Genomic DNA, 24849 nt, shown 5'->3' with positions numbered 1-24849 from the left:
ATGAGTTACCAGCACCAGTATGTAGACGGCACGCGCATCCACTTCCCGCTGGGCAAAGTGGTCTGCATTGGGCGCAATTATGCCGAGCACGCCAAGGAACTGGACAACCCCATCCCGAGCGAGCCACTGCTGTTCATCAAGCCTGGCAGCTGCGTGGTGCCTCTGGCGGGCGGCTTCAAGATCCCGAGCGATCGTGGTGCGGTGCACTATGAAGCCGAAATCGCCGTGCTGCTGGGCAAGTCCCTTTCGGCCAAGCCATCGGTAGAAGAAGTGCTCGACGCCATCTCCGGCTTTGCCCCGGCGCTGGACCTGACCCTGCGTGACGTACAGGCCAAACTCAAGGAAAAGGGCCTGCCGTGGGAGCTGAGCAAGAGCTTTGATGGCGCCTGCGTACTGCCGCCGTTCGTGGCCGCCAGCGCATTCGACGACCTCACCGACATCCCGGTACGCCTGACCATCAATGGTGCCGTGCGCCAGGACGGCAGTAGCGCGCTGATGCTCAACCCGATCGTGCCGATGATCCAGCACATGGCCGCGCAGTTCTCGCTGCAGGCCGGTGATGTGATCCTGACTGGCACCCCAGCTGGGGTCGGCCCGTTCGAGGCCGGTGACGAGCTGGTGCTGGAACTGCCTGGCGTGTGCCGCTTCGAGAGCAAGGTGCTCTAAGGGGCTGTTTGCCTAGCGCGCTGGTTCCATGGTGGAGCAAATCCCCAGAGCGGGAGCCAGCGCGATGTTTATGCAAGGCTTGTCATTTTTTTCACAAACGATCTGGATAATGCGGCTACCCGAAAGCCCATTCGCCGCGGCCAAACCCTGCTCGGCTGTCTCAGGAATCTCCTGCCATGACGTCATCCAGCGCTTCAACTCCCCCTTCCCGCAAGCGACGCCTGTTCCTGCGTTGGCCCTTTTTGCTGGGTGTCGTGGCGGTGATCGGTTATGGCGTGGTGTTCGCCATGCACTGGGATGATCGTGGCCTGCTCTGGGTCAAGGAGCGCTTCGAAACCACCGGCGAGCGCAGCGAAAGCATCTGGCTGCCGGACTACACGGCCGACATCGATGCCAAGGTGCTGCCCGGCATGAACGATGACGAAGCTTCTGACCTTGCCTACAACCCTCGGACCAAAACCCTGTTTGCGGTGATGGGCAAGAACCCGTTTCTGGTCGAGCTGACGCTGGACGGTGACGTCTTGCGCAAGATGCCGTTGCATGGCTGGTCGAACCCGGAAGGCGTGGCGGTGCTTGAGGGTGACCATCTGGCCATTGTCGATGAGCGCAACCATGAGCTCACCCTGGTTATGGTCGGGCCTGAGACTCGCGAGCTCAAGCGTGACGATTTTCGCAGCTACGACCTGGGTGAGTCAGCCAATCAGAACAAGGGTTTCGAAGCCGTTGCCTGGGACCCGCTGCGCCAGCGTCTGCTGTTCGGCGAGGAGCGTCCACCGCGCTTGTTCACCTGGGCCACCGATGGTCGCAGCCCGCTTACAGGTACCAAGCAGCCAGTGCCTAGCGATGAACTCGACCTGCGCAACCTGTCGGGCATGAGCATCGACCCGCGTACCGGTCACTCACTGCTGCTGTCGGCTGATTCGAACATGCTGCTGGAACTGGATGAAACCGGCGGGCAAGTCAGCTTCATGACCCTGCTCGGTGGCTTCAACGGCCTCAAGGACCGTATCCCGCGCGCTGAAGGCGTGGCCATGGATGAGCACGGCACCTTGTACATGGTCAGCGAGCCGGATCTGTTCTACCGCTTCAAGAAGAAATAACGGCAAAGGCAATGATGGCATTAAGCTTGTCTTCAGCTGATCGTGATTAGCTTTGCCTCCCATTCACCGAGTTTGCCTCCATGCGCCGTTATCTCCGCTTGCCTGTGCTGTTGCTGCTGTCAGTTGTTGTCGTGTTACTGGCGATCGGCGTGAAGGGTTATGAATCGCGACTGTTCGAGCGCGGCTGGTTCAACCTCAAGACCTGGTGGCAGCCGGCCGAGCAAAGCATCGGCCTGGACCGTTATCAGGTGGTGCTTGAAGGACAGGTCATCGAGGGCCTGGATGACGATGTATCGGCGCTGACCTTCGACCCTGATCGTAAAACCCTGTTTACCGTCACCAACAAACGCTCCGAGCTGATCGAACTGTCGTTGGACGGGCGCATTCTGCGCCGCGTGCCGTTGACCGGTTTCGGTGATCCAGAGGCAGTCGAGTACATCGGCCCCAACAGCTACGTGATTACCGACGAGCGCCTGCAACGGCTGATCCGGGTACGCCTGGATGACAACACGCGCTTTCTCGACGCCAACGACGCCGAGCAGCTCAGCCTGGGCATCGGCCTGAACGGCAACAAGGGCTTTGAGGGCCTGGCCTACGACTCGGCCGGCAAGCGCCTGTTCGTGGCCAAGGAGCGCGATCCGATGGTGATTTATGAGGTGCGCGGCTTCCCCCACGATAATCCCGAACAGCCTTATTCGGTGCAGGTCGACCAGGACCGCAAGCGCGATTCGCGGTTGTTCGTGAAGGACTTGTCGAGCCTGCAGTTCGATGAGCGCAGCGGCCATCTGCTGGCGCTGTCGGATGAATCACGGCTGGTGGTGGAGCTGGATGTGAAGGGCAAACCGCTGAGTACGCTGTCGCTGCGCAAGGGTTCGCAAGGCCTGCAGAAGACGGTGCCGCAGGCGGAGGGGATTGCCATGGATGATGCCGGGACGATCTATCTGGTCAGCGAGCCGAACCTGTTCTACGTGTTCAAGCAGCCGGCTGACTGAGTAGCGCAGCCCACGGCCACCTTGAACAGGGGCCGTGGGCGCATCGCTGTTTACTCGGCGGTGAGAGTCTTGACCCCTTCGGCGGTGCCGAGCAGCAGCACATCGGCCGGGCGCGCGGCGAACAGGCCGTTGGTGACCACGCCGACGATGGCGTTGATCTGCCGCTCGAGCTCGACCGGGTTGGTGATCTGCATGTTATGCACATCCAGAATCACGTTGCCGTTATCGGTCAGCACGCCTTCGCGGTAGACCGGGTCGCCGCCCAGCTTGACCAGCTCGCGGGCAACGTGGCTGCGCGCCATCGGAATCACTTCGACCGGCAGCGGGAACTCGCCTAGCACCGGCACCAGCTTGCTGCCGTCGGCGATGCAGATGAAGGTCTTGGCCACGGCGGCGACGATCTTCTCGCGGGTCAGTGCGGCGCCGCCGCCCTTGATCAGGTTCAGGTGCGCGTCGCTCTCGTCGGCGCCGTCCACGTAGAACTCCAGCTCGCTGACGCTGTTCAGCTCGTACACCGGAATACCATGGCCCTTGAGGCGCTGGGCAGTGGCCTCGGAGCTGGCGACCGCGCCATCGAAGGCGCCTTTGTGCTGAGCCAGGGCGTCGATGAAGAAGTTGGCAGTCGAACCGGTGCCGACGCCAACGACGCTCTTGTCGTCCAGCTTGGGCAGAATGAGATCGACAGCGGCCTGGGCGACGGCCTGTTTCAGTTGGTCCTGGGTCATGCGGGCTCCGAGTGGGGCTGGGGAGTTTCGAGAGGCGCACAGTATAGCGGCAAGTGCCGGCAAAACCTCGGCTTTGCTGTGGTCCGCCGACGTGGCGCTGGGGTAGACTCGCAGGCCTTGTCCCGCGGCCAGTGATGCTTTCCCGATGCTCGAACAGTACGTCAAGATGATCCTCACCTCGCGCGTGTACGACGTTGCCGTCGAAACGCCGCTGCACAGTGCCGGCCAGTTGAGCAAGCGCCTGAACAATCAAGTGCTGCTCAAACGTGAAGACCTGCAGCCGGTGTTCTCGTTCAAGATCCGCGGGGCGTACAACAAGCTGGCGCAATTGACTGCCGAAGAGCTGGCCCGTGGCGTGGTCACTGCCTCCGCCGGCAACCATGCCCAGGGCCTGGCGCTGGCTGCGCGCGAGCTGGGCATCAAAGCCACCATCGTGATGCCCAAGACCACCCCGGAAATCAAGATCGAAGGCGTGCGCTCGCGTGGCGGCAAGGTCGTCCTGCACGGCGACTCGTTCCCCGAGGCGCTGGCCTATTCGCTCAAGCTGGTGGATGAAAAGGGCTTCGTCTATATCCACCCCTACGATGACCCGCACACCATCGCCGGCCAAGGCACCGTGGCCATGGAAATTCTGCGTCAGCACCCGGGCCGCCTCGACGCGATCTTTGTGCCGGTCGGCGGCGGCGGTTTGATTGCCGGCATCGCTGCCTACGTCAAATATCTGCGCCCGGAAATCAAGGTGATCGGCGTCGAGCCGGACGACTCCAACTGCCTGCAGGCGGCCTTGGCCGCTGGCGAGCGAGTAGTGCTGCCGCAAGTCGGGCTGTTCGCCGATGGCGTTGCGGTCGCGCAGATCGGCCAGCACACCTTTGATATCTGCAAGCTGCACGTGGACGAGGTGATCACGGTCAGTACCGATGAAATCTGCGCGGCGATCAAGGATATCTACGACGATACCCGCTCGATAACCGAGCCTGCCGGCGCTTTAGGCGTTGCCGGGATCAAGAAGTACGTGGAAATGAGCGGTGTCAGTGGTCACACACTGGTCGCCATCGACTCCGGCGCCAACGTCAACTTCGACCGCCTGCGCCACGTGGCCGAGCGCGCCGAGCTGGGCGAGAAGCGCGAAGCGATCATCGCCGTGACCATCCCCGAGCGGCCGGGCAGCTTCAAGGCCTTCTGCGAGGCCATCGGCAAGCGCCAGATAACCGAATTCAACTACCGCAAGCACACCTCGGACGAGGCGCACATCTTTGTCGGCGTGCAGACCCATCCCGATACCGACCCGCGCGCCGCGCTGGTGCAGCAGTTGATCGAGCAAGGCTTCCCGGTTATCGACCTGACCGACAACGAACTGGCCAAGCTGCACATCCGCCATATGGTCGGCGGCCATTCGGCGCGGGCCCACGACGAGATCGTGCTGCGCTTCGAATTCCCCGAACGGCCGGGGGCGCTGTTCAACTTCCTGACCAAGCTGGGCGGGCGCTGGAATATCTCCATGTTCCACTACCGCAACCATGGCGCCGCAGACGGGCGCGTGGTGGCCGGCTTGCAGGTGCCCGAAGACGAGCGTCATCTGGTGCCGGCAGCGTTGGCCAAGATTGGCTACCCGTACTGGGATGAAAGCGAAAACCCGGCCTACCGGCTGTTTTTGGGTTGAGGGGCTAAGCTAGACCTCGAGAGGCTTCTCGGCGCGGTGCTGTATCAGCCAGCCGCGCCAAGGCCCGCACGCGCAACCCAAGGATCTGCACATGGAATACCTGACCACCCTGAAGACCGTGCACGTTGTCGCCACCGTGCTGTTGCTCGCCTGCGCCCTGGGCCTGGCCATCTACACCTGGCGGCTGCGCCAGCGCAGCGATGCTGCGGTCTATAGCCAGTTGCTGCGCCGCCCCCTGCTGTTTGTCTGGCTGTTGCTCGGCGTGTGCCTGGTGAGCATGCCATTCACCGGCTGGTGGCTGGTGCACCTGGTCGGCTGGCCGCTGGGGCAGACCTGGCTGTTGGCCTCGAGCGTGATCTACACCGTCGGTGCGCTGAGTGTGTGGTGGCTGCTGATCCGCCTCAACCGCTTGCGCCGGGCTGAGCCTGGCAGCCTGCGCCTGACCTTGGCACTGGCCGTGTTCAGTGCGGTGTGCTTTGTCTCGATTGCGGGCCTGATGGGCGCCAAGCCGGTCTGAGGCAGCCCGCAACAGCCCCATTTCACAGGGAATTTCACCTGGCTGCACATAAGCACGGCAGGCGCGTTGCTGCGCTTGTGAGCTTTGTGGAACAATGCGGCAATATGCGTTTTCGAGGTTGCTGCCGTGATCGACCCGGATGGATTTCGCCCCAACGTCGGTATCATTCTCACCAATGATGCTGGACAGGTGCTTTGGGCTCGACGGATCAACCAGGATGCCTGGCAATTTCCCCAGGGCGGTATCAACCCTGATGAGACGCCGGAAGATGCCCTGTACCGCGAGCTGAATGAAGAAGTCGGCCTGGAGCGTGACGATGTGCAAATTCTTGCCTGCACCCGCGGCTGGTTGCGTTATCGTCTACCCCAGCGGCTGGTGCGCACGCACAGCCAGCCATTGTGTATCGGCCAGAAACAGAAGTGGTTCCTGCTACGCCTGGTGAGCAACGAGCAACGGGTGCGTATGGACCTGACCGGCAAACCGGAATTCGACGGCTGGCGCTGGGTCAGCTATTGGTATCCGCTGGGCCAGGTCGTGACATTCAAGCGCGAGGTTTACCGCCGCGCCCTGAAAGAGCTAGCCCCGCGCCTGCTGACGCGCGACTGACGACGGAGTTCGACCCCGAGCCATGCTCAATACGCTGCGCAAGATCGTCCAGGAAGTGAACTCCGCCAAAGATCTCAAGACGGCGTTGGGGATCATTGTCTTGCGCGTCAAGGAAGCCATGGGCAGCCATGTCTGCTCGGTTTACTTGCTTGACCCGGAAACCAACCGGTTCGTGCTGATGGCCTCCGAAGGCCTCAACAAACGCTCGATCGGCAAGGTCAGCATGGCCCCCAACGAAGGCCTGGTTGGCCTGGTCGGTACCCGGGAAGAGCCGCTGAACCTGGAAAACGCCGCCGATCACCCGCGTTATCGCTACTTTGCCGAAACCGGTGAAGAGCGCTACGCGTCGTTTCTCGGTGCGCCGATCATTCACCACCGTCGAGTGGTTGGGGTGCTGGTCATCCAGCAAAAGGAGCGGCGCCAGTTCGACGAGGGCGAAGAAGCCTTCCTGGTAACCATGAGCGCGCAGCTGGCCGGGGTTATCGCCCACGCCGAAGCGACCGGTTCGATCCGTGGCCTGGGCCGTCAGGGCAAAGGCATTCAAGAGGCACGCTTCGTCGGCGTACCGGGTTCGCCTGGCGCTGCGGTAGGCCGGGCGGTGGTGATGCTGCCGCCCGCCGATCTGGAAGTGGTGCCGGACAAGACCGTCGATGACATCGACGCCGAACTGAAACTGTTCAATAACGCCCTCGAAGGCGTGCGCGCCGATATGCGCAAGCTGTCGGCCAAGCTTGCCACCCAGCTGCGCCCGGAAGAACGGGCGCTGTTCGACGTCTACCTGATGATGCTCGAAGACGCTGCCCTTGGTGGCGAAGTGGTCGAAGTGATCAAGACCGGCCAGTGGGCCCAGGGCGCCTTGCGTCAGGTGGTCGGCGAGCACGTCAACCGCTTCGAGCTGATGGACGACGACTACCTGCGCGAGCGCGCCTCCGACGTCAAGGACCTTGGCCGGCGGCTGTTGGCTTACTTGCAGGAAGCCCGTTCGCAGACCCTGGTCTACGCCGAAAACACCATTCTGGTCAGTGAAGAGCTGACGCCCGCGATGCTTGGCGAGGTGCCGGAGGGCAAGCTTGCCGGTCTGGTTTCGGTGCTTGGCTCGGGTAACTCGCATGTGGCCATTCTGGCCCGGGCGATGGGTATCCCGACGGTGATGGGCCTGGTCGACCTGCCGTACTCCAAGGTCGACGGCATCGAAATGATCGTCGACGGCTACAAGGGCGAAGTCTTCACCAACCCCAGCGATGTGCTGCGCAAGCAGTACAAGGAAGTCGTCGAAGAAGAGCGCGAACTGGCCAAAGGCCTGGACGCACTGCGCGAGCTGCCCTGCGTAACCCCGGACGGCCATCGCATGCCGCTGTGGGTCAACACCGGCCTGCTCGCCGACGTGGCCCGGGCGCAGCAACGCGGCGCCGAAGGGGTTGGCCTGTACCGCACCGAAGTGCCGTTCATGATCCAGCAGCGCTTCCCCAGCGAAAAGGAACAGCTGGCGATCTACCGCGAGCAGCTCGCTGCCTTCCACCCGCTGCCGGTGACCATGCGCACCCTGGACATTGGCGGTGACAAGGCGCTGTCGTACTTCCCGATCAAGGAAGAAAACCCGTTTCTCGGCTGGCGCGGCATTCGCGTCACCCTCGACCACCCGGAAATCTTCCTGGTGCAAACCCGCGCCATGCTCAAGGCCAGCGAAGGCTTGAATAACCTGCGCATCCTGTTGCCGATGATCTCCGGCATCCATGAGCTGGAAGAAGCCCTGCACCTGATCCACCGTGCCTGGGGCGAGGTGCGCGACGAAGGCACCGACGTACCGATGCCGCCGGTGGGGGTGATGGTCGAAATCCCGGCAGCGGTGTACCAGACCAAAGAGCTGGCGCGTCAGGTCGACTTCCTCTCGGTTGGCTCCAACGACCTGACCCAGTATCTGCTGGCGGTCGACCGCAACAACCCGCGGGTCGCCGACCTGTATGACTACCTGCACCCGGCAGTGCTGCAAGCCGTGCAAACCGTGGTGCGCGATGCCCATGCCGAAGGCAAGCCGGTGAGTATCTGCGGCGAGATGGCCGGTGACCCGGCGGCAGCGATCCTGCTGATGGCGATGGGCTTTGACAGCCTGTCGATGAACGCCACCAACCTGCCCAAGGTCAAGTGGATGCTGCGTCAGGTCAACATGAGCAAGGCCAAGGAACTGCTGGCCGACGCCATGAGCCACGACAACCCGCAAGTTATCCACAGCTCGCTGCAGCTGGCGCTGAAGAACCTCGGCCTGGCGCGGATGATCGGGCCTGGCGCGAACAAGACCCTCTAAGCCAAGGATGCTGGTGGCCCTGCTCAGACCGCCAGCTCGACCTCACCCAGATGCCCGCCGTAGGGACCAAAGCTGCGTTCGAGCATGCGCCGCTGCCCCGACTTGTGCACAAGCAGCACCGTGCTGGCGCGGGTGCCGTAGTTCTGGCTGGCAATGAATGCGCTCGACAGCAGCCGCTCGGTGGCCAGGCCAACGCCGGTGTCCGGCAAATCGGCGTCCAGCGCAGGCTGAGCGTTGCCAAGCAAACCCAGCAGCCGCTGCGGGTCGGCCTCGTCGAGCAACTCGCGCAGGCCTTGGCGGGTCTGCACCAGCTTCGGCCACGGCGTATCCAGCCGTGCATTGGACAGCCCGTAGACGCCCGGCTCAAGCAATTGCGGCGCTGCGTCAGAGGCGTGCAGATAGCCCAGCTGCTGCTCGTCGCCAATCAACAGATTGAAGCCTGAGTACTCGCTGCTGCGGCTAGCCACCTGCTCAAGGTATTGCTCAACGCCGAGCTCGCCGCGCAGGTAACCAGCCACCAGTTCACCGCGAGAGCGCAGGCCTTGTGGCTGGCGCGGGTCACGGATATTGGTCAGCGCCGCGAAGCGCCCGTTCGGACCAATTCCCAGCCAACTGCCGCCGGCCTCGAGGTCGCGCCCGGCGTACACCCCCGGTGCGTCGTCCCACGCGCCCAGCGCCTGACTGGGGCGGGCATAGAACTCGTCACGATTGGCCGCAACGATCAGCGGCAGGGCATGCCCCGGCCGCCAGGCAAATACGATCAGGCACATGGCGTAGCCTCTGGTTTTTGCTCACTCTACCCACTGCATCGGGCACTGGCCATCAGCTGACACAGACTTCACTAGAGCCACAAGGCCAGCTTCCGTTACCATGCCGGACTGAATTGTCATGGGGTCGACGAATGGAGTTCGTACTCTACCTGCTGTTGGGCGCCTGCGCCGGCGTCCTGGCCGGGCTATTCGGCGTGGGCGGCGGGATCATCATCGTGCCGGTGCTGGTGTTCAGCTTCACCTTGCAGGGCTTCGAGCCCTCGGTGCTGACCCACCTGGCCGTCGGCACCTCGCTGGCGACCATCATCTTCACATCGATCAACGCCGTGCGTGAGCACCAGCGCAAAGGCGCGGTGCAATGGTCGGTCTTTGTCTGGATGACCGTTGGTATCCTGATCGGTGCGGGTATCGGCGCCAAAACCGCTTCGTTGATCCAGGGCCCGATGCTGCAGAAGATCATTGGCGTGTTTGCCCTGGTGGTCGCCGCGCAGATGGCCCTCGACCTCAAACCCAAGGCCAGCCGTGGCATCCCTGGCAAGCCTGGGTTGTCGGTTGCCGGCGTGGTAATCGGTTGGGCCTCGGCAATCTTTGGCATCGGTGGCGGCTCGCTGACCGTGCCGTTCCTGACCTGGCGCAGCCTGCCGATGCAGCAGGCGGTGGCGACCTCATCGGCCTGCGGCTTGCCGATCGCCCTGGCCAGCGCCCTCAGCTTCATGCTGCTGGGCTGGGACGACAGCCACCTGCCGCCGCACAGCCTGGGTTACGTGTACCTGCCGGCACTGCTTGGCATTGCCCTGACCAGCATGTTTTTTGCCCGTTATGGCGCGCGCCTGGCGCACAAGCTGTCGCCGCGCCTGCTCAAACGTCTGTTCGCCGCGTTGCTGTTCTGCGTCGGCCTGAGTTTTTTGATTTAGCTGCCTGATTTGATCGAGAGGAATCACCATGCTGCCTTACCCGCAGATCGACCCCGTGGCCCTGGCCATCGGGCCGCTGAAAATCCATTGGTACGGCCTGATGTACCTGATCGGCATCGGCGGTGCCTGGCTGCTGGCCTCGCGCCGGCTGAACCGCTTCGACCCGACCTGGAGCCGCGAGAAGCTCTCTGACCTGGTGTTCTGGCTGTCGATGGGGGTAATCGTCGGCGGACGCCTGGGCTATGTACTGTTCTATGACCTGCACGCCTACCTGGCCAACCCGACGCTGATATTCGAAGTGTGGAAGGGCGGCATGTCGTTCCACGGCGGCTTTATCGGCGTGATGCTGGCCGCGCTGTGGTTCGGCAAGCGCAACAACAAGTCGTTCTTCGAGCTGATGGACTTCGTAGCGCCGCTGGTGCCGATTGGCCTGGGTGCCGGGCGCATCGGCAACTTCATCAACGCCGAGCTGTGGGGCAAGGCGACCGACGTGCCGTGGGCAATGGTTTTCCCGCCGTTCAGCGACCCTGCGCAGCTGCCGCGTCACCCGTCGCAGCTGTATCAGTTTGCCCTCGAAGGTGTGGCATTATTCCTGATCCTTTGGCTGTACTCGCGCAAGCCGCGCCCGACCATGGCCGTGTCCGGCATGTTCGCGCTGTTCTATGGCATCTTCCGCTTCATCGTCGAGTTCGTGCGTGTGCCTGATGCCCAGCTTGGCTACATCGCCTTTGGCTGGTTGACCATGGGCCAGTTGCTCTGCCTGCCGATGATCATTGGCGGCATCGTGCTGATCTGGCTGGCCTACAACCGTAAACCCACGGCCAACGCCGCGGTCTGATTTTCACGGCAGGGGCGATCCCCCTGCCGTTCTCGTTACAGGTAAGTCATGAAACAGTATCTAGATCTGGTCCGCGACGTCATCGACAACGGCACCCTGCAGAGCAACCGCACCGGCGTGCGCACCATCAGCCTGCCCGGCGCCATGCTGCGCTTCGACCTGCAGAAAGGCTTCCCGGCCGTGACCACCCGCCGCCTGGCGTTCAAGTCGGCCATCGGCGAGATGGTCGGTTTTCTGCGCGGGGTGAAAAACGCCGGCGAGTTCCGCGAGCTGGGCTGCAAGGTCTGGGACCAGAACGCCAACGAAAACGCCCAGTGGCTGGCCAACCCGTTCCGTCAGGGGCATGACGACCTCGGCGAAATCTACGGCGTGCAATGGCGCCAGTGGCCAGGCTACAAGCGTGTGCCGCTGAGCAACCCGGCAGCCATCGCCATGGCCGAGCAACAAGGCTTCCGCCAGATCGCCCAGGACGAAGAAGACGGCCAGGCGTTCGTCATCCTCTACAAAGCCATCGATCAGGTGCGTCAGTGCCTCGATACCATCGCCAACGACCCGGGCAGCCGGCGCATCCTGTTCCACGGCTGGAACTGCGCCCAGCTCGACGAAATGGCCCTGCCGCCGTGCCACCTGCTGTACCAGTTCCACCCCAATGTCGAGACCAGGGAAATCTCCCTGACCCTCTACATCCGTTCCAATGACCTCGGCCTGGGCACGCCATTCAACCTCACCGAAGGCGCTGCGCTGCTGTCGCTGTTCGGCCGCCTGACCGGCTACACCCCGCGCTGGTTCACCTACTTCATCGGCGACGCCCATGTGTACGAGAACCACCTGGACATGCTCAACGAGCAGTTCACCCGCGAGCCTTTGCCGGCACCCAAACTGGTGATCAGCGACCGCGTGCCTGAGTTTGCCAAGACCGGGGTGTACGAGCCGGAGTGGCTGGAGAAGATCGAGCCGAGCGACTTCAGCCTGGAAGGCTACGAGCATCACCCGCCACTGACGGCGCCGATGGCGGTGTGATTTGGATTGGTCGCGGGGTCAGGTGCCCCGCGATATTCCTGATCAATGCCCATGACTCCTGCCCACATGCGAGTGCTCGGTCTCTGGCACTGACACCGCACCATTCACCTCCAACTGCTGCAGAATCGCGCATTCCGCCCCGGGTGCGGTGCAGCGTTGGCGCAATTCCACCAGTTGCTCCTGCAGTGCCAGCAGGCCGTCGATGCGGGCCTGGACGTGGTCGATGTGCTCGTCGATCAGCGCGTTGACGCTGCCGCATTGGCCCTCCGGGCTGTCGCGCAGGCGCAGCAGGCTGCGGATCTCGTCCAAGGTCATGTCCAGCGTACGGCAGTTGCGGATGAAGGTCAGGCGCTCGACGTGGGCCTGGGTGTACAGCCGGTAGTTGCCGTCACTGCGGGCGGGCTCGGGCAGTAGTTGCTCGCGCTCGTAGTAGCGGATGGTCTCGACGGCGCAGTCAGTGGCTTTAGCCAATTCCCCGATTTTCATCACAAATCCTCTGCAGATGGCTTGACCCTATAGTGGCTACAGGGTGTTCACTTGGCAATAACTACCCTGTAACCGAGCGTCTTTGCCGCGCAAAGCCTGCTCAAGGGATCGGCGCATCAGCTAAGGACGACTCCATGAACCAGCCTGTCAGCCATGACCACGCGCATGACCATGACGCCCATGACCACGGCCATGAGCACCAGCATGCGCATGCCGCCAAGAGCGCTTGCCAAGACACCAAGGCCCACAGCTGCTGTGGCGGCGAGCCTGCGCCTGCGCTGGTGCAACTGACCGAGCAGGCCAGCAGCGATGCGCAGCTCAGCCGGTTTCGCATCCAGGCCATGGACTGCCCGACCGAGCAAGGTCTGATCCAGGACAAGCTGGGCAAGATGGCCGGTATCGAGCAGCTTGAATTCAACCTGATCAACCGTGTGCTCGGCGTGCGCCATACGCTGCAAGGCACGGACGCAATCGAGCGGGCGATCGACAGCCTGGGCATGCGCGCCGAGCCGCTGACTGACGATGAAGACAGCGCCGCTGCGCCTGCCGCCAAGACCCACTGGTGGCCGCTGGCACTGTCGGCAGTGGCGGCGATTACCGCTGAAATCGTGCACTTCAGCGCGCTGGCGCCGGAGTGGGTGGTGGCCTTGCTGGCCTTGGCAGCCATTCTTGGCTGTGGTCTGGGCACCTACAAAAAGGGCTGGATCGCCCTGAAAAACCGCAACCTCAACATCAACGCGCTGATGAGCATCGCGGTGACCGGCGCCGTATTGATCGGCCAATGGCCCGAGGCGGCGATGGTGATGGTGCTGTTCACCGTTGCCGAGTTGATCGAAGCGCGCTCGCTGGACCGCGCGCGCAACGCCATCGGCGGCTTGATGCAGCTGACCCCGGACATGGCCACTGTGCAGCAGGCCGATGGCCAGTGGCTTGAGGTGGAAGTGCGTGGGGTAGCGCTCGGTGCGTCGGTGCGGGTGCGTCCTGGCGAGCGCATCGGCCTCGACGGGGAAGTGCTCAGCGGGCAATCGAGTGTCGATCAGGCGCCGATCACCGGCGAAAGCCTGCCCGTGGAGAAGGTTGTCGGCGACAAGCTGTTCGCTGGCACCATCAACCAGGAAGGCGCGCTGGAGTACAAAGTTACTGCCCTTGCCGGCCAGTCAACCCTGGCGCGGATCATCAAGGCTGTGGAAGAAGCGCAGGGCGCGCGTGCGCCGACCCAGCGCTTTGTTGATCAGTTTTCGCGCATCTACACCCCGGTGGTGTTTGCCCTGGCCCTGGCCGTGGCGATTCTGCCGCCGCTGCTGATGGGCGGCGTCTGGTTTGACTGGATCTATCGCGCACTGGTCCTGCTGGTAGTGGCGTGCCCATGTGCACTGGTGATTTCGACCCCGGTGACGATTGTCAGCGGCCTTGCCGCTGCCGCGCGCAAGGGCATTCTGATCAAGGGCGGGGTGTATCTGGAGGGCGGGCGCAAGCTGGACTTCCTGGCCCTGGACAAGACCGGCACGATCACCCATGGCAAACCGGTGCAGACCGATTTCAGCGCGCTTGATCCGCTCTTTGCAGACCGCGCCCAGGCGCTGGCTGCCAGCCTCGGCGAGCGCTCCGACCACCCGGTATCGCGGGCCATCGCGCAGTTTGCCCAGGCGCAGCAACTGCCGTTGAGCGACGTCAGCAACTTTGCCGCGCTGTCCGGGCGCGGTGTGCGTGGCGAGATCGACGGCCAGCTGTACCACCTGGGCAACCATCGCCTGGTCGAAGAGCTGGGCCTGTGCTCGCCGCAACTGGAAGCGCAGCTCGATACGCTGGAGCGCCAAGGCAAGACCGTGGTACTGCTGCTCGATCGCAGCGGCCCGCTGGCGCTGTTTGCCGTAGCCGATACGGTCAAGGACAGCAGCCGCCAGGCGATTGCCGAATTGCATGAGCTGGGTATCAAAACGGTCATGCTGACCGGTGATAATCCGCACACCGCGCAAGCGATCGCTGCCCAGGTAGGTATCGACCGAGCCGAGGGCAACCTGCTGCCAAGCGACAAGCTGAAGACCATCGAAGCGCTCTACGCCCAAGGGCACCGGGTCGGCATGGTCGGCGACGGCATCAACGATGCACCGGCACTGGCCCGCGCTGAAATCGGCTTCGCCATGGCGGCAGCGGGAACCGACACGGCGATTGAAACCGCCGATGTGGCCCTGATGGACGACGACTTGCGCAAAATCCCGGCATTCGTCAGGCTTTCCCGCGCCAGCGCGGCCATTCTCATCCAGAACATCGTCCTCGCGTTGGGGATCAAGGCGATCTTCCTGGTGGTTACCTTTACCGGCATGGCCACCCTGTGGATGGCGGTCTTCGCCGACATGGGCGTGAGCCTGCTGGTAGTGTTCAACGGTCTGCGCCTGCTGCGCAAATAAGGGATCTGCATGCTGAGTTCCGAGCTCAAGGCCTTCTACATGGTTGCCCGCCTGGGCAGCATCACCCAGGCGGCGAAGAAGCTCGGGCTCAGCCAGCCCACGGTGACCACGCAGATTCGCCAGCTGGAAAGCCACTACGCGGTGGAGCTGTTCTACCGCGGTGGGCGCCGGCTGGTATTGAGCGAGAGCGGTGCGCGCCTGCTACCGATGGTCAAGACCTTGCTGCAGCAGGAAGCGGACATCGAGTTCGAGCTACGCAACAGCGGCCAGGCCCAGGGCAGTCTGCGCATCGCCGCCACCGCGCCGTATTACATTCTCGACCTGGTGAAAATTTTTCGCCAACGCCTGCCGCAGGTGGACGTAGCGGTGGAAATCGGCAACTCGCAACAGGTGCTGGAGATGCTCGAAGACTATCGCGTGGACGTCGCCGCATCCTCGCAACTGGTTGAGGATGCACGGCTGGTGCGGCGAGTGCTGGGTACAGACCCGCTGGTGGTGGCCGTGCACCGTAGCCATCCGTTGGCGCAACGGCAGACGCTGGCCATCGATGCCCTGGCCGGTCATTGCCTGCTGATGCGCGAGCAGGGTTCAACCACGCGGCTGATGACCGAGCAGATGCTTGCCGGGCGTGGGGTCAAGGTCGGCACCTTGCTCGAGATCGGCAGCCGCGAGTCGATCCGCGAGGCCGTGCTGCGCAACATCGGCATCAGCATCATCGCCCGCCATGAGGTACCGCATAACCCCGAGCTGGCCGTGCTCACCCTGGAAGGTGCACCGGTCATGCACGAGTATCTGTATTGCCTCAAGGAGCGGCGCCAGGCGCGCCTGCCAGCGGCGTTTCTTGGTGTCGCGCAGGAAGTATCAGGTATTCAGGTGTAAGTGCTGCGGCAGGCTTCATTGCGCAAAGGCCAGCACGGCCACTCCCAAATCTGCCTATGGCACTATCGCCAGCTTTGCCCTGAACGCCACAGAACCTTCGCATTGCCTCCCTAGCATGGCCTCTATCTGATCACGAGGCCTGGCCATGACCCACGCTACCCCTGGCGCACCGGTAAAAGTGCGCGGTATCGACAAACGCTTCGGCGCCTTCGCTGCGCTGAACAACGTTTCCCTGGATATCGGTGCCGGCGAGCTGGTGTGCCTGCTCGGCCCGTCCGGCTGCGGCAAGACCACCCTGCTGCGTTGCATCGCCGGCCTCGAGCGGCAGGACCGTGGCGAGCTGTACCTGGGCGAGCGCGACATCTCCGAGCTGCCGCCGCAGGCCCGCGACTACGGCATCCTGTTCCAGTCCTATGCGCTGTTCCCCAACCTCACGGTCGAGGCCAACATAGCCTACGGTCTGAATACCAGCAGCCGCGACCAAGCGCGCCAGCGGGTCGGGCAGATGCTTGAGTTGGTCGGCCTGCTTGGCAGCGAGAAGAAATATCCAGGCCAGTTGTCCGGTGGTCAGCAACAGCGGGTGGCGTTAGCCCGCGCCCTGGCCCCGGCGCCGTCTTTGTTGTTGTTGGACGAGCCGATGTCGGCGCTGGATGCGCGGGTACGTGAGCACCTGTGTGGCGAGCTGCGCCAACTGCAGCGCCAGCTCGGCATCACCACCCTGATGGTCACGCACAACCAGGACGAAGCCATGTTGATGGCCGACCGCATAGCCGTGATGAACAACGGCCAGGTCGAGCAGTACGACACCCCGCAAGCGATCTACGACCGGCCGTCCACGCCATTCGTGGCCGAGTTCGTTGGCCAGGGCAACTGGCTGCCGTTCCAGCGCAACAGTGCCAGCCACGCCCAGGTCGGCGGGATGAACCTGCGCCTGGCCGCCAATGCCGGTGCGGCCAGCAGCGGTAGGCTGTTCTGTCGCCCTGAGGCGATCACGGTCAACCCGCTGGTGCATGAAGAAAACCTGTTCCCGGCCAAGGTGCGCGAAGTCACCTTCCTCGGTAACCGTTGCCGCATGGCCTTTGAGCTGCACACTCTGCCGGGGCATACCCTACTTGCCGAGCTGGCGCCGGAGGCCATGCCGCGCCTTGGTTCTCAGGACATCTGGGTGGCGCTGCCGCCGCAGAGCCTGCAGGTGTTTGCCTGAGATGGCCGGGCCAATCTCCATGCCCTTGAACCTGGCCACGGCGGACCGAGGCAACGGCGTTGCGCTGGCCGACCGGATCTTTGTGCTCGGCGGCAAAAGCCTGCTGCTGGTGCTGCTGATCATGGCAGTGCTGCTGCCGCTGCTGGCGATCTTCTGGCGCGGTTTCAGCGGCGACGCCGGCCAGGGCGGCGGCTTGCTGGCAGCACGCGAGCTGTTTGCCAACGCCAACTTCCGCTGGCTGCTCGGTAACAGCCTGGCAGTTGCCTTCACCGTGGCCGCTATCGTCATACCGCTGGCGTATCTGTTTGCCTACTCCCTGCAGCGCACCTTGATCCCGGCCAAGCCACTGTGGCGGGGGATTTCCCTGCTGCCGTTGTTGGCCCCGTCGATGTTGCCGGCGATTGCGCTGGTGTATCTGTTCGGCAACCAGGGCCTGCTGCGCAGCCTGCTCGACGACAACATCTACGGCTTCTGGGGCATCGTTGTCGGTGAGGCCATCTATACCTTCCCGCATGCCTTGATGATTCTGCTGTCAGCGCTGTCGCTGGCCGATGCGCGGCTGTTCGAAGCGGCTTCGAGCATGGGCGCGGGACCAGTGCGGGCATTCATCAGCGTGACTTGGCCGGCGACCCGCCAGGCCGTGTTTGCCGCATTCTGCCTGGTGTTCACCCTGACCATCACCGACTTCGGTGTGCCAGTGGTGGTGGGCGGTGACTATCAGGTGCTGGCGCTGGAAGCCTACAAAGCCGTGGTAGGGCAGCAGCAGTTTGGCCGAGGTGCACTGATCGGCATGGTCCTGCTGCTGCCGGCGCTGTTCAGTTTTGCTGTCGATGCCTGGCTCCGCCGGCGCCAGGGCCAGGCCATGAGTGGCCGGGCGCAGGTGTTCGAGCCCAAGCCGTCGCGCCGCCGCGATGCTGTGTTTCTCGCGGTGGTGGTGCTGGTGTGCAGCGTGCTGCTGGCGGTGGTGGGCATGGCGGTGTATTCGTCGCTGGTCACCTTCTGGCCTTACAACTTGTCGCTGTCGGTCAAGCACTACCTGTTTGAAGACACCGCCGGCGGTGGCTGGCTGGCCTATCGCAACAGCGTGAGCATGGCGCTGTACACGGCCTTGATCGGCAGTCTGGTGATCTTCGTCGGCGCCTACCTGATGGAAAAAACCCAGGGCCAACGGCTGCTCAACCAGTCGCTGCGACTGCTCAGTTTCATTCCGATGGCGGTGCCGGGGCTGGTGTTGGGCCTGGGTTACGTCTTCTTCTTCAACCTCGCCAGCAACCCGCTGCACGTGTTCTACGGCAGCATGACCCTGCTGGTGGTGTGCACCATTGCTCACTATCTAACTACCGCACAGATGACCGCAACCACCGCCCTGCGCCAGCTCGACGGCGAATTCGAAGCCGCAGCGCTGTCGCTCAAGGCGCCGCTGTACCGGCATTTTCTGCGGGTCAGCCTGCCGATCTGCCTGCCGGCCTTGCTCGACATCATCCGCTACCTGTTCGTCTCGGCGATGACCACGGTGTCGGCGGCGATCTTCCTCTACAGCCCCGACACCATCCTCGCTGCCGTGGCGGTGTTGAACATGGACGATGCCGGCAATGTTGGCGGCGCTGCGGCGATGTCGACGCTGATCCTGCTCACCAGTGCTACCGCTTCGTTGCTGCTGGCCGCCGCCTCGCGTGGCCTGCTGCGCCGCTCCCAGGCCTGGCGCCAATCCGCGCCCGGCCATTGACTGCCTGCCCACCCTGAAAGGAACCGCACCATGTTCAAGCCAGTTGCCCTTGCTGCTGCCATCAGCGCCATTTTCAGCCTGCAGGTGTCTGCCGCAGAGACTCAGCTGACGGTCTACACCGCGCTCGAAGCCGAGCAGCTGAAGACCTACAAACAGGCCTTCGAAAAGGCCAATCCGGACATCGAGATCAAGTGGGTGCGCGACTCCACCGGGATCATTACCGCCAAGCTGCTGGCCGAGAAAGACCGCCCGCAGGCTGATGCAGTGTGGGGCCTGGCGGCGTCCAGCCTGGCCATTCTCGACCAGCAGAAAATGCTCGAAGCCTATGCGCCGAAGGACCTGGCGACGATCTCGAAGAACTACCGCGACGCGGCCAATCCGCCGGCCTGGGTGGGCATGGATGTATGGGCCGCGACCATTTGCTTCAACACCGTCGAGGCCGAAAAGCAGGGCCTGAGCAAGCCGGTCAGCTGGCAGGACCTGACCAAGCCTGAGTACAAGGGCAAGATCGTCATGCCCAACCCGGCCTCATCGGGCACTGGTTTCCTCGACGTCAGCGCCTGGCTGCAGACCTTTGGCGAGCCGCAGGGCTGGGCGTACATGGACGGCCTGCACCAGAACATCGGCCAGTACGTTCACTCCGGCTCCAAGCCGTGCAAGCTGGCCGCGTCGGGTGAATTCCCGATCGGCATTTCCTTCGAGTACCCGGCCGTGCAGCTCAAACGCCAGGGTGCGCCGCTGGACATCATCCTGCCCAAGGAGGGCCTGGGCTGGGAGATTGAAGCCACTGCGGTGATCAAGGGCACGCCCAAGGCCGCTGCCGCCAAGCGCCTGGCAGACTTCTCGGCCAGCCCTGCGGCGATGGACCTGTATAAGGAGAACTTCGCCGTGCTCGCTGCCCCCGGCATGGCCAAGCCGCAGACCGAGTTGCCGGCAGACTATGAGCAGCGCCTGATCAAAAACGACTTTGCCTGGGCCTCGCAGAACCGCGACAAGATCCTTGCCGAGTGGCGCAAGCGCTACGACGGCAAGTCAGAGAAGGTCGCCCAGCAGTAACTCAAAGCTGCTCGAGCAACTGCTCCAGTTGCTCCTGGCGCTCGGCCTGATTGAGCCTCGCGCCAGGGTTGAGCGACGACCACTGCGGGTGTGCCCGGGCCTTGTGCAGGGCTTCGGGCAGCTTGCCCTCGCGCCAGGCCTTGTCTTCCCCCGCCTGCAGCTGAATGCTCTGCTGCGCCGCATGGCCGCGGCTGTCCAGGGCTTTGAGAAGCTGCTGCTGACGCAACGCCAGCAGCCGCAGCACAGCGTCATCCACCGTCAATTCCCGCTGGCCCTTGAGCTTGCCGAGCAAGCGCGAGCCGTAGCTGCGTGCGGTTTGCAATGCGCCGCCAGCGATTGCCCCGGCCAGCGCAGCGGCGCCCAGGGTCAGCCCGCCCACCAGCAAATCAACGCCGGCGCCCGCGGCTGCACCGGCAGCAACGCCGCTGCCCAGGCGCACACCAAGCAGTTTCAAGGTTTCCGGGTTGAACAGATCATCGCCCCAGCGCCCATCCAGCAACGGCAAGTCGCCTGCGCTGGCGTCTTCGCGGCGGAACGCATACAGCTTGAGCAACCCCTCGACACAGCGTTGCTCGCGCTGGCGCACTGCTTGGCGCAGGGCTTCGATCGCCTGCGCTTCGGCCGCCGGTTGGGCCTCGACGCTACGCCGGCAGGCGGCACAATCGAGCAACAGCTCGGCGATCAGGCGCTTGGCGCTGTGCTGGCGGGCCAGACGCTGCGCCTGCTGATCCTCGATCAGCCGTTGCAGGGCGGGACGTGACTCTTCCAGCAACAGCGCGAGGCTTTCATACAGGCGGCGCTCGCCGTCTTCTGGCGGGGCCACGCTATCAAACCGCACCAGTGCATGCAGGCCCAGCCGTGCCAGGGCTTCGCGCCATTCCGGCTCGCGGTGCTCGCTGCTGGCGACAAAGTTGAGCACCGGCAGCAGCGGCCGCCCGCAGCTGGCCAGCACTTCCAGTTCATCACGGTATTTGGCCAATACCGGCTCACGGGCATCGATCACGTACAGCCCGGCATTGCTGGCGAGCAACTGGCGCAGCACCTTGGCTTCCTGTTCGAAACGCTGACGGGCTTCGCTGCCTTGCAGAAAGCGCTCGAGCCGGGCTGGGCCATCCAGCCGTTCGCCGGGCCGTTCCAGGCGTTCGAGATAGTCGAGCAGGGCGATGGCATCTTCCAACCCTGGCGTGTCGAACAGGTCCAGCAACGGCTCGCCATCCACCGACAGCCGCGCACCTTCGACGTGGCGGGTGGTGCTGGGGCGATGCGAGACTTCGCCGAAACCGACGTCACGGGTCAGCGTGCGCAGTAGCGAGGTCTTGCCGACATTGGTGTGGCCGACCACGGCCAGTTTCAGCGGCTCAGTCATGGCCTTGCTCCAACCAGTTCAAAGGGGCACTGTCGGCATAGGGCAGGCCGAGGCGCTCGAGGGCCTCGTGCCAGTCGCTCAGGCGCGCGCTGTCCAAGGTCTGCCCGGTAAGCGCCGGCAGCAGCCAGATCCGCGTGGCGCCTGCGTTGCGCGCCAGTTCGGCGAGCAGCGCCAGGCTGCCACGGTCTGGAGAGCGGCGCGGGTCGCAGGCGATAGCCAGGCGGGCCGGCGGGAAGCGGCTGAGTTGCTCAAGCAGCTTGTTGCGCGACTCGCGGCTGTCGAGCAGGCCGGCTTCGCTCACTCCAGCCGGCAACGCCGGCGGCCAGGGGCGCTGATCATCCAGCTCCAGGCCCACCAGCACTGCACCGCTGGCGCTGGCGTCCAGGTGCCCGGCGTGAAACTCCGGCAGTAATTGCGGTGCTGCGTCCTGCACGCCCAGCCGTTCGCTGCTAGGCATCAGCGCTTCGCGCAAGTGCGCATAGCCGGGCAGGCTCACGTCCAGTTGCAGGCGGTTACGGCCCTGGCGCCAGCGCCACAGGCACAGCAGCGCCAGCAGCAGGCGCGGCAGCAGGCCATACACCAGTACCACCCCAAGCAACCAGCTGGCCCAGGCCTGGCGCGCTACATCCAGCGCCGGCAGGGTCGCGCCGCTGGCGCGGATCATCGCTTCGTCCGGCACGGCAAAGCCGAGCAGCGAGGGCAGGGCGCCAAGGGTGTGGGTCAGGGTAATGAACGGCTCGGCGGCGAGCAGGGTAGTTTCCCAGACAAAGCCGTAACGGCGGGTTGCCAGCAATGCCAGCAGCATGACCACGGCGGCAATCATCGCCAACAGCCACAGGCCATGCACCAGGGTACCGAGCAACCAGCGGTTGAGGCGCTTACGTTGCAGCAGCACCACCAGCGCCGGCGCCAGGTGCGCGGCCTTGGCGTCGCGGGCGAAGCGCTCGCTCAGCCACAGCCACAGCCGGCCCAGGGTTGCCCCTTGCTCGCCGGCGAACAGCAGGCCGCCTGCCCAGCCGATCAGCATCAGCAGGTTGAGCCCGAGCAGGCTGCCCAGGGCCCAGAACACATTGACCGGGCGTTGACCATCGCCAAGCGCGGCCAGTCCGAGGCCGGCGCCGCTGACTACCGCCAGAATCATCATTGCCAGCAGGGCCAGCCGTGCGCCTTGTTTCCAGTGGCGCAACGCCTCGGCCAGGCCATCGCGTTCGGCCAGCCACAGGGCACGGGTTTCGATCCGCGCAGCAAGGTCGCCGCCTTGCTGGCGGGCGCGGCGGTTGGCTTCCTGATCTTCCAGAGGACCGGCGTGTTCCTCGCGCAGGCGGACCGCTTCGGTGAGCCAGCGCTTGTCGAGTGGAGTGGGTGCAGTCACAAGGTCTTCCAATGCACAGGTCAGGGCACAAGCTTAACCCAGCTGCGGTTTGCTATCCTCGTCGGCATGAAGACATCTCTCCCCCTCAGCCTGATCGCGGCCTGCGCCAGCAACCGCGTGATCGGCATCGACAACTCCATGCCCTGGCACCTGCCGGGGGACTTCAAATACTTCAAGGCCACCACCCTCGGCAAGCCGATCATCATGGGCCGCAAGACCTGGGATTCGCTGGGCCGGCCGCTGCCAGGGCGGCTGAACATCGTCGTCAGCCGCCAGCCTGGCTTGCAGCTGGAAGGCGCCGAGGTGTTCCCCTCGCTGGAGCAGGCGCTGGCCCGTGCCGAGCAATGGGCGCACGAGCAGGGCGTCGATGAGCTGATGCTGATTGGCGGCGCGCAGTTGTACGCGCTGGCGCTGGAGCAGGAGCTGGTCAGCCGCATGTACCTGACCCGGGTCGAACTGTCGCCGCAGGGCGATGCGTGGTTCCCGGAGTTCGACGCGCAGCAGTGGACACTGGATTCGAGTGAAGCCCAGGCGGAAGACGGCAAGCCTGGCTACCACTTCGAGGTATGGAACAAGCGTTGATAGACAAGGGCCGCGATGCGGCCCTTGTGCGTTTCAGGTGTGGCTCAGCTCGGCGTGCTGGTCATCGTCCAGCACGGCCTTGTCGGTACTCTTGAGCAACTGGCTGGTGACCACGCCTGCGGTCATCGAGCCATTCACGTTCAACGCGGTGCGGCCCATGTCGATCAGCGGCTCGACCGAGATCAACAGCGCCACCAGCTCGACCGGCAGGCCCATCGCCGGCAGCACGATCAGCGCAGCGAAGGTCGCGCCGCCACCCACACCTGCGACACCCGCCGAGCTCAAGGTGACAATCGCGATCAAGGTGGCAATCCACAGCGGATCGAAGGTGTCGATACCCACCGCTGGCGCCACCATCACCGCCAACATGGCCGGATAGAGGCCGGCGCAGCCATTCTGGCCTATGGTTGCGCCAAACGATGCGCTGAAGCTGGCGATCGACTGCGGCACGCCCAGGCGCCGGGTCTGCGCTTCGATATTGAGCGGAATGCTCGCCGCACTGGAGCGGCTGGTGAAGGCGAAAGTCAGCACCGGCCAGACCTTGCGCAGGAAGCGCAGCGGGCTGACTCCGGTGGCGGCCAGGATCAGGCCATGTACCACGAACATCAGGCCCAGGCCGAGGTACGACACCAGCACGAAGCTGCCCAGTTTTAGGATGTCTTCGATGTTCGAGCTGGCGACCACCTTGGTCATCAACGCTAGCACGCCGTACGGGGTCAGCTTCATCACCAGGCGCACCAGGCGCATGACCCAGGCTTGCAGGGTGTCGATGGCCGACAGCGCGCGTTCACCTTTTTCGCGGTCATCCTTGATCAGTTGCAGTGCCGCCAGGCCAACGAACACGGCGAAGATCACCACGCTGATGATCGAGGTCGGCTTGGCCTTGGCCAGATCGGCAACCGGGTTGCTCGGCACGAATGACAGCAGCAGCTGCGGGATATTCAGATCGGCGACCTTGCCGGCATAGTCGCTCTGGATCGCCTGCAGCCGCGCCGCTTCGGGGATGCCCGCGACCAGGCCCTCGGCGCTGAGGCCGAACAGGTTGGTCAGCAATACGCCAATCAAGGCAGCGATGGCAGTGGTCAGCAGCAATGTGCCGATGCTCAGCACACTGATCCGGCCCAGCGCCGAAGCATTGTGCAGGCGCGCTACTGCGCTGAGGATCGAGGCAAAGATCAGCGGCATGACGATCATCTGCAACAGCCCGACATAGCCGTTACCGACCAGATCGAGCCAACCGATGGTGGCCTTGAGCACCGGATGCCCTGCGCCGTAAACAGTGTGCAAGGCCAGGCCGAACCCTACGCCCATGACCAACCCGAGCAGGACCTTCTTGGCCAGGCTCCAATCGGTGCGGCGGGTTTGCGCCAGGCCCAGCAGCAGGGCCAGAAACGCCAGCAGATTAAGTGACAACGGCAGGTTCATTACAGCTCCGGGATCGAAAAAGGGGGCGTCGCGTCTGGGCGCGATTGCGAACTCAAATGCTAACAGCTTGAAAACAAACGAATTTATATCTGAATGGAATGTGCTTAGGTCGGTATGGAATAACAACGTCTTCGACGTCGCAATAAACAAACCGTTTCACCTGATGAGCGCTGTCTGAGCGGGCAGGCTGACTACAGGCGAAAAAAAACCGGCGCACCAGGCGCCGGTCTGTTGT

Annotated in this window: 22 protein-coding genes; 16 read left to right on the top strand and 6 right to left on the bottom strand. The window is 63.8% G+C overall.

The window, feature by feature from the left end:
- From M2396_RS10815 to M2396_RS10805, 3 genes are all read left to right on the top strand, one after another.
- On the top strand, nucleotides 1-666 hold the full coding sequence (locus tag M2396_RS10815; protein WP_101315375.1) for a fumarylacetoacetate hydrolase family protein: 666 nt from the start codon (nucleotides 1-3) through the stop codon (nucleotides 664-666).
- Between the two features lie 176 nt (nucleotides 667-842).
- Complete coding sequence (locus tag M2396_RS10810; protein WP_259074698.1) at nucleotides 843-1766, top strand: SdiA-regulated domain-containing protein; 924 nt, start codon at nucleotides 843-845, stop codon at nucleotides 1764-1766.
- 80 nt (nucleotides 1767-1846) lie between these two features.
- Complete coding sequence (locus M2396_RS10805) at nucleotides 1847-2758, top strand: SdiA-regulated domain-containing protein (protein ID WP_101315379.1); 912 nt, start codon at nucleotides 1847-1849, stop codon at nucleotides 2756-2758.
- A gap of 50 nt (nucleotides 2759-2808) precedes the next feature.
- Here the strand turns inward: M2396_RS10805 and rpiA are convergent, their stop codons facing one another.
- Entirely contained in the window at nucleotides 2809-3483 is a 675-nt protein-coding gene (gene rpiA, locus M2396_RS10800) for a ribose-5-phosphate isomerase RpiA (RefSeq protein WP_103435641.1), read from the bottom strand.
- A gap of 145 nt (nucleotides 3484-3628) precedes the next feature.
- On the opposite strand from rpiA, the gene ilvA reads away from it, so the two are divergent.
- The 4 genes from ilvA (at nucleotide 3629) to ptsP (ending at nucleotide 8568) form a co-directional block, all read left to right on the top strand.
- On the top strand, nucleotides 3629-5143 hold the full coding sequence (ilvA, locus tag M2396_RS10795; protein ID WP_259074695.1) for a threonine ammonia-lyase, biosynthetic: 1515 nt from the start codon (nucleotides 3629-3631) through the stop codon (nucleotides 5141-5143).
- 91 nt (nucleotides 5144-5234) lie between these two features.
- A complete protein-coding gene (locus M2396_RS10790; RefSeq protein ID WP_101315384.1) occupies nucleotides 5235-5660 on the top strand; it encodes a DUF2269 family protein in 426 nt (141 codons plus the stop codon).
- 126 nt (nucleotides 5661-5786) lie between these two features.
- Entirely contained in the window at nucleotides 5787-6266 is a 480-nt protein-coding gene (locus M2396_RS10785) for an RNA pyrophosphohydrolase (RefSeq protein WP_101315386.1), read from the top strand.
- A 22-nt stretch (nucleotides 6267-6288) separates the two neighbouring features.
- Complete coding sequence (gene ptsP / locus M2396_RS10780; protein WP_150570401.1) at nucleotides 6289-8568, top strand: phosphoenolpyruvate--protein phosphotransferase; 2280 nt, start codon at nucleotides 6289-6291, stop codon at nucleotides 8566-8568.
- A 23-nt stretch (nucleotides 8569-8591) separates the two neighbouring features.
- Here the strand turns inward: ptsP and M2396_RS10775 are convergent, their stop codons facing one another.
- Nucleotides 8592-9338 (bottom strand): NRDE family protein, encoded by a 747-nt coding sequence (locus tag M2396_RS10775; protein WP_101315390.1) that lies wholly within the window; start codon nucleotides 9336-9338, stop codon nucleotides 8592-8594.
- Nucleotides 9339-9469: 131 nt separating this feature from the next.
- Between M2396_RS10775 and M2396_RS10770 the strand changes: the two genes are divergently transcribed.
- From M2396_RS10770 to M2396_RS10760, 3 genes are read left to right on the top strand one after another with little or no spacing between them, the layout of a single operon-like run.
- Nucleotides 9470-10252 carry a sulfite exporter TauE/SafE family protein gene (locus M2396_RS10770; protein ID WP_101315392.1) on the top strand — a complete coding sequence of 261 codons (783 nt, stop codon included), beginning with the start codon at nucleotides 9470-9472 and terminating at the stop codon, nucleotides 10250-10252.
- Nucleotides 10253-10280: 28 nt separating this feature from the next.
- Complete coding sequence (gene lgt, locus M2396_RS10765; protein ID WP_101315394.1) at nucleotides 10281-11090, top strand: prolipoprotein diacylglyceryl transferase; 810 nt, start codon at nucleotides 10281-10283, stop codon at nucleotides 11088-11090.
- A gap of 48 nt (nucleotides 11091-11138) precedes the next feature.
- The gene (locus M2396_RS10760) at nucleotides 11139-12110 is read left to right on the top strand and encodes a thymidylate synthase (RefSeq protein WP_101315396.1); all 972 of its coding nucleotides are present in this window, start codon (nucleotides 11139-11141) and stop codon (nucleotides 12108-12110) included.
- A 42-nt stretch (nucleotides 12111-12152) separates the two neighbouring features.
- Here the strand turns inward: M2396_RS10760 and cadR are convergent, their stop codons facing one another.
- Nucleotides 12153-12596, bottom strand: a complete 444-nt coding sequence (gene cadR, locus M2396_RS10755; RefSeq protein WP_101315398.1) for a cadmium resistance transcriptional regulator CadR — start codon at nucleotides 12594-12596, stop codon at nucleotides 12153-12155.
- Nucleotides 12597-12730: 134 nt separating this feature from the next.
- On the opposite strand from cadR, the gene M2396_RS10750 reads away from it, so the two are divergent.
- The 5 genes from M2396_RS10750 to M2396_RS10730 all read left to right on the top strand — a co-directional run bounded on the left by M2396_RS10750 (nucleotide 12731) and on the right by M2396_RS10730 (nucleotide 19869).
- Nucleotides 12731-15004: a heavy metal translocating P-type ATPase gene (locus M2396_RS10750; RefSeq protein WP_259074690.1), complete on the top strand. Its 2274-nt coding sequence runs from the start codon at nucleotides 12731-12733 to the stop codon at nucleotides 15002-15004.
- A gap of 9 nt (nucleotides 15005-15013) precedes the next feature.
- Nucleotides 15014-15883: a LysR family transcriptional regulator gene (locus tag M2396_RS10745; RefSeq protein ID WP_259074689.1), complete on the top strand. Its 870-nt coding sequence runs from the start codon at nucleotides 15014-15016 to the stop codon at nucleotides 15881-15883.
- Nucleotides 15884-16028: 145 nt separating this feature from the next.
- Nucleotides 16029-17087, top strand: coding sequence for a putative 2-aminoethylphosphonate ABC transporter ATP-binding protein (locus M2396_RS10740; protein ID WP_259074687.1), 1059 nt, complete (start codon nucleotides 16029-16031; stop codon nucleotides 17085-17087).
- Between the two features lies 1 nt (nucleotide 17088).
- Nucleotides 17089-18813, top strand: a complete 1725-nt coding sequence (locus M2396_RS10735) for a putative 2-aminoethylphosphonate ABC transporter permease subunit (RefSeq protein ID WP_259074686.1) — start codon at nucleotides 17089-17091, stop codon at nucleotides 18811-18813.
- 30 nt (nucleotides 18814-18843) lie between these two features.
- On the top strand, nucleotides 18844-19869 hold the full coding sequence (locus tag M2396_RS10730; protein ID WP_181088330.1) for a putative 2-aminoethylphosphonate ABC transporter substrate-binding protein: 1026 nt from the start codon (nucleotides 18844-18846) through the stop codon (nucleotides 19867-19869).
- A gap of 1 nt (nucleotide 19870) precedes the next feature.
- On the opposite strand, the gene M2396_RS10725 is transcribed toward M2396_RS10730, so the two are convergent.
- Nucleotides 19871-21235, bottom strand: coding sequence for a GTPase/DUF3482 domain-containing protein (locus tag M2396_RS10725; protein ID WP_150573027.1), 1365 nt, complete (start codon nucleotides 21233-21235; stop codon nucleotides 19871-19873).
- A complete protein-coding gene (locus tag M2396_RS10720) occupies nucleotides 21228-22619 on the bottom strand; it encodes a DUF2868 domain-containing protein (RefSeq protein WP_259074682.1) in 1392 nt (463 codons plus the stop codon). Before M2396_RS10720 ends, M2396_RS10725 begins: the two co-directional genes overlap by 8 nt.
- 54 nt (nucleotides 22620-22673) lie before the next feature.
- On the opposite strand from M2396_RS10720, the gene M2396_RS10715 reads away from it, so the two are divergent.
- Entirely contained in the window at nucleotides 22674-23189 is a 516-nt protein-coding gene (locus M2396_RS10715) for a dihydrofolate reductase (protein ID WP_259074680.1), read from the top strand.
- Nucleotides 23190-23222: 33 nt separating this feature from the next.
- Here M2396_RS10715 and M2396_RS10710 read toward each other — a convergent pair whose 3' ends face one another.
- Nucleotides 23223-24614, bottom strand: coding sequence for an L-cystine transporter (locus tag M2396_RS10710; protein WP_101315415.1), 1392 nt, complete (start codon nucleotides 24612-24614; stop codon nucleotides 23223-23225).
- Nucleotides 24615-24849: the final 235 nt, after the last annotated feature.

Origin of the sequence: Pseudomonas sp. BIGb0278, from assembly GCF_024809895.1 — a bacterium.
Lineage (GTDB): Bacteria > Pseudomonadota > Gammaproteobacteria > Pseudomonadales > Pseudomonadaceae > Aquipseudomonas > Aquipseudomonas shirazensis.
Note: the sequence above shows the minus strand (reverse complement) of the source record. Positions and strands in the feature narration are given on the sequence as shown.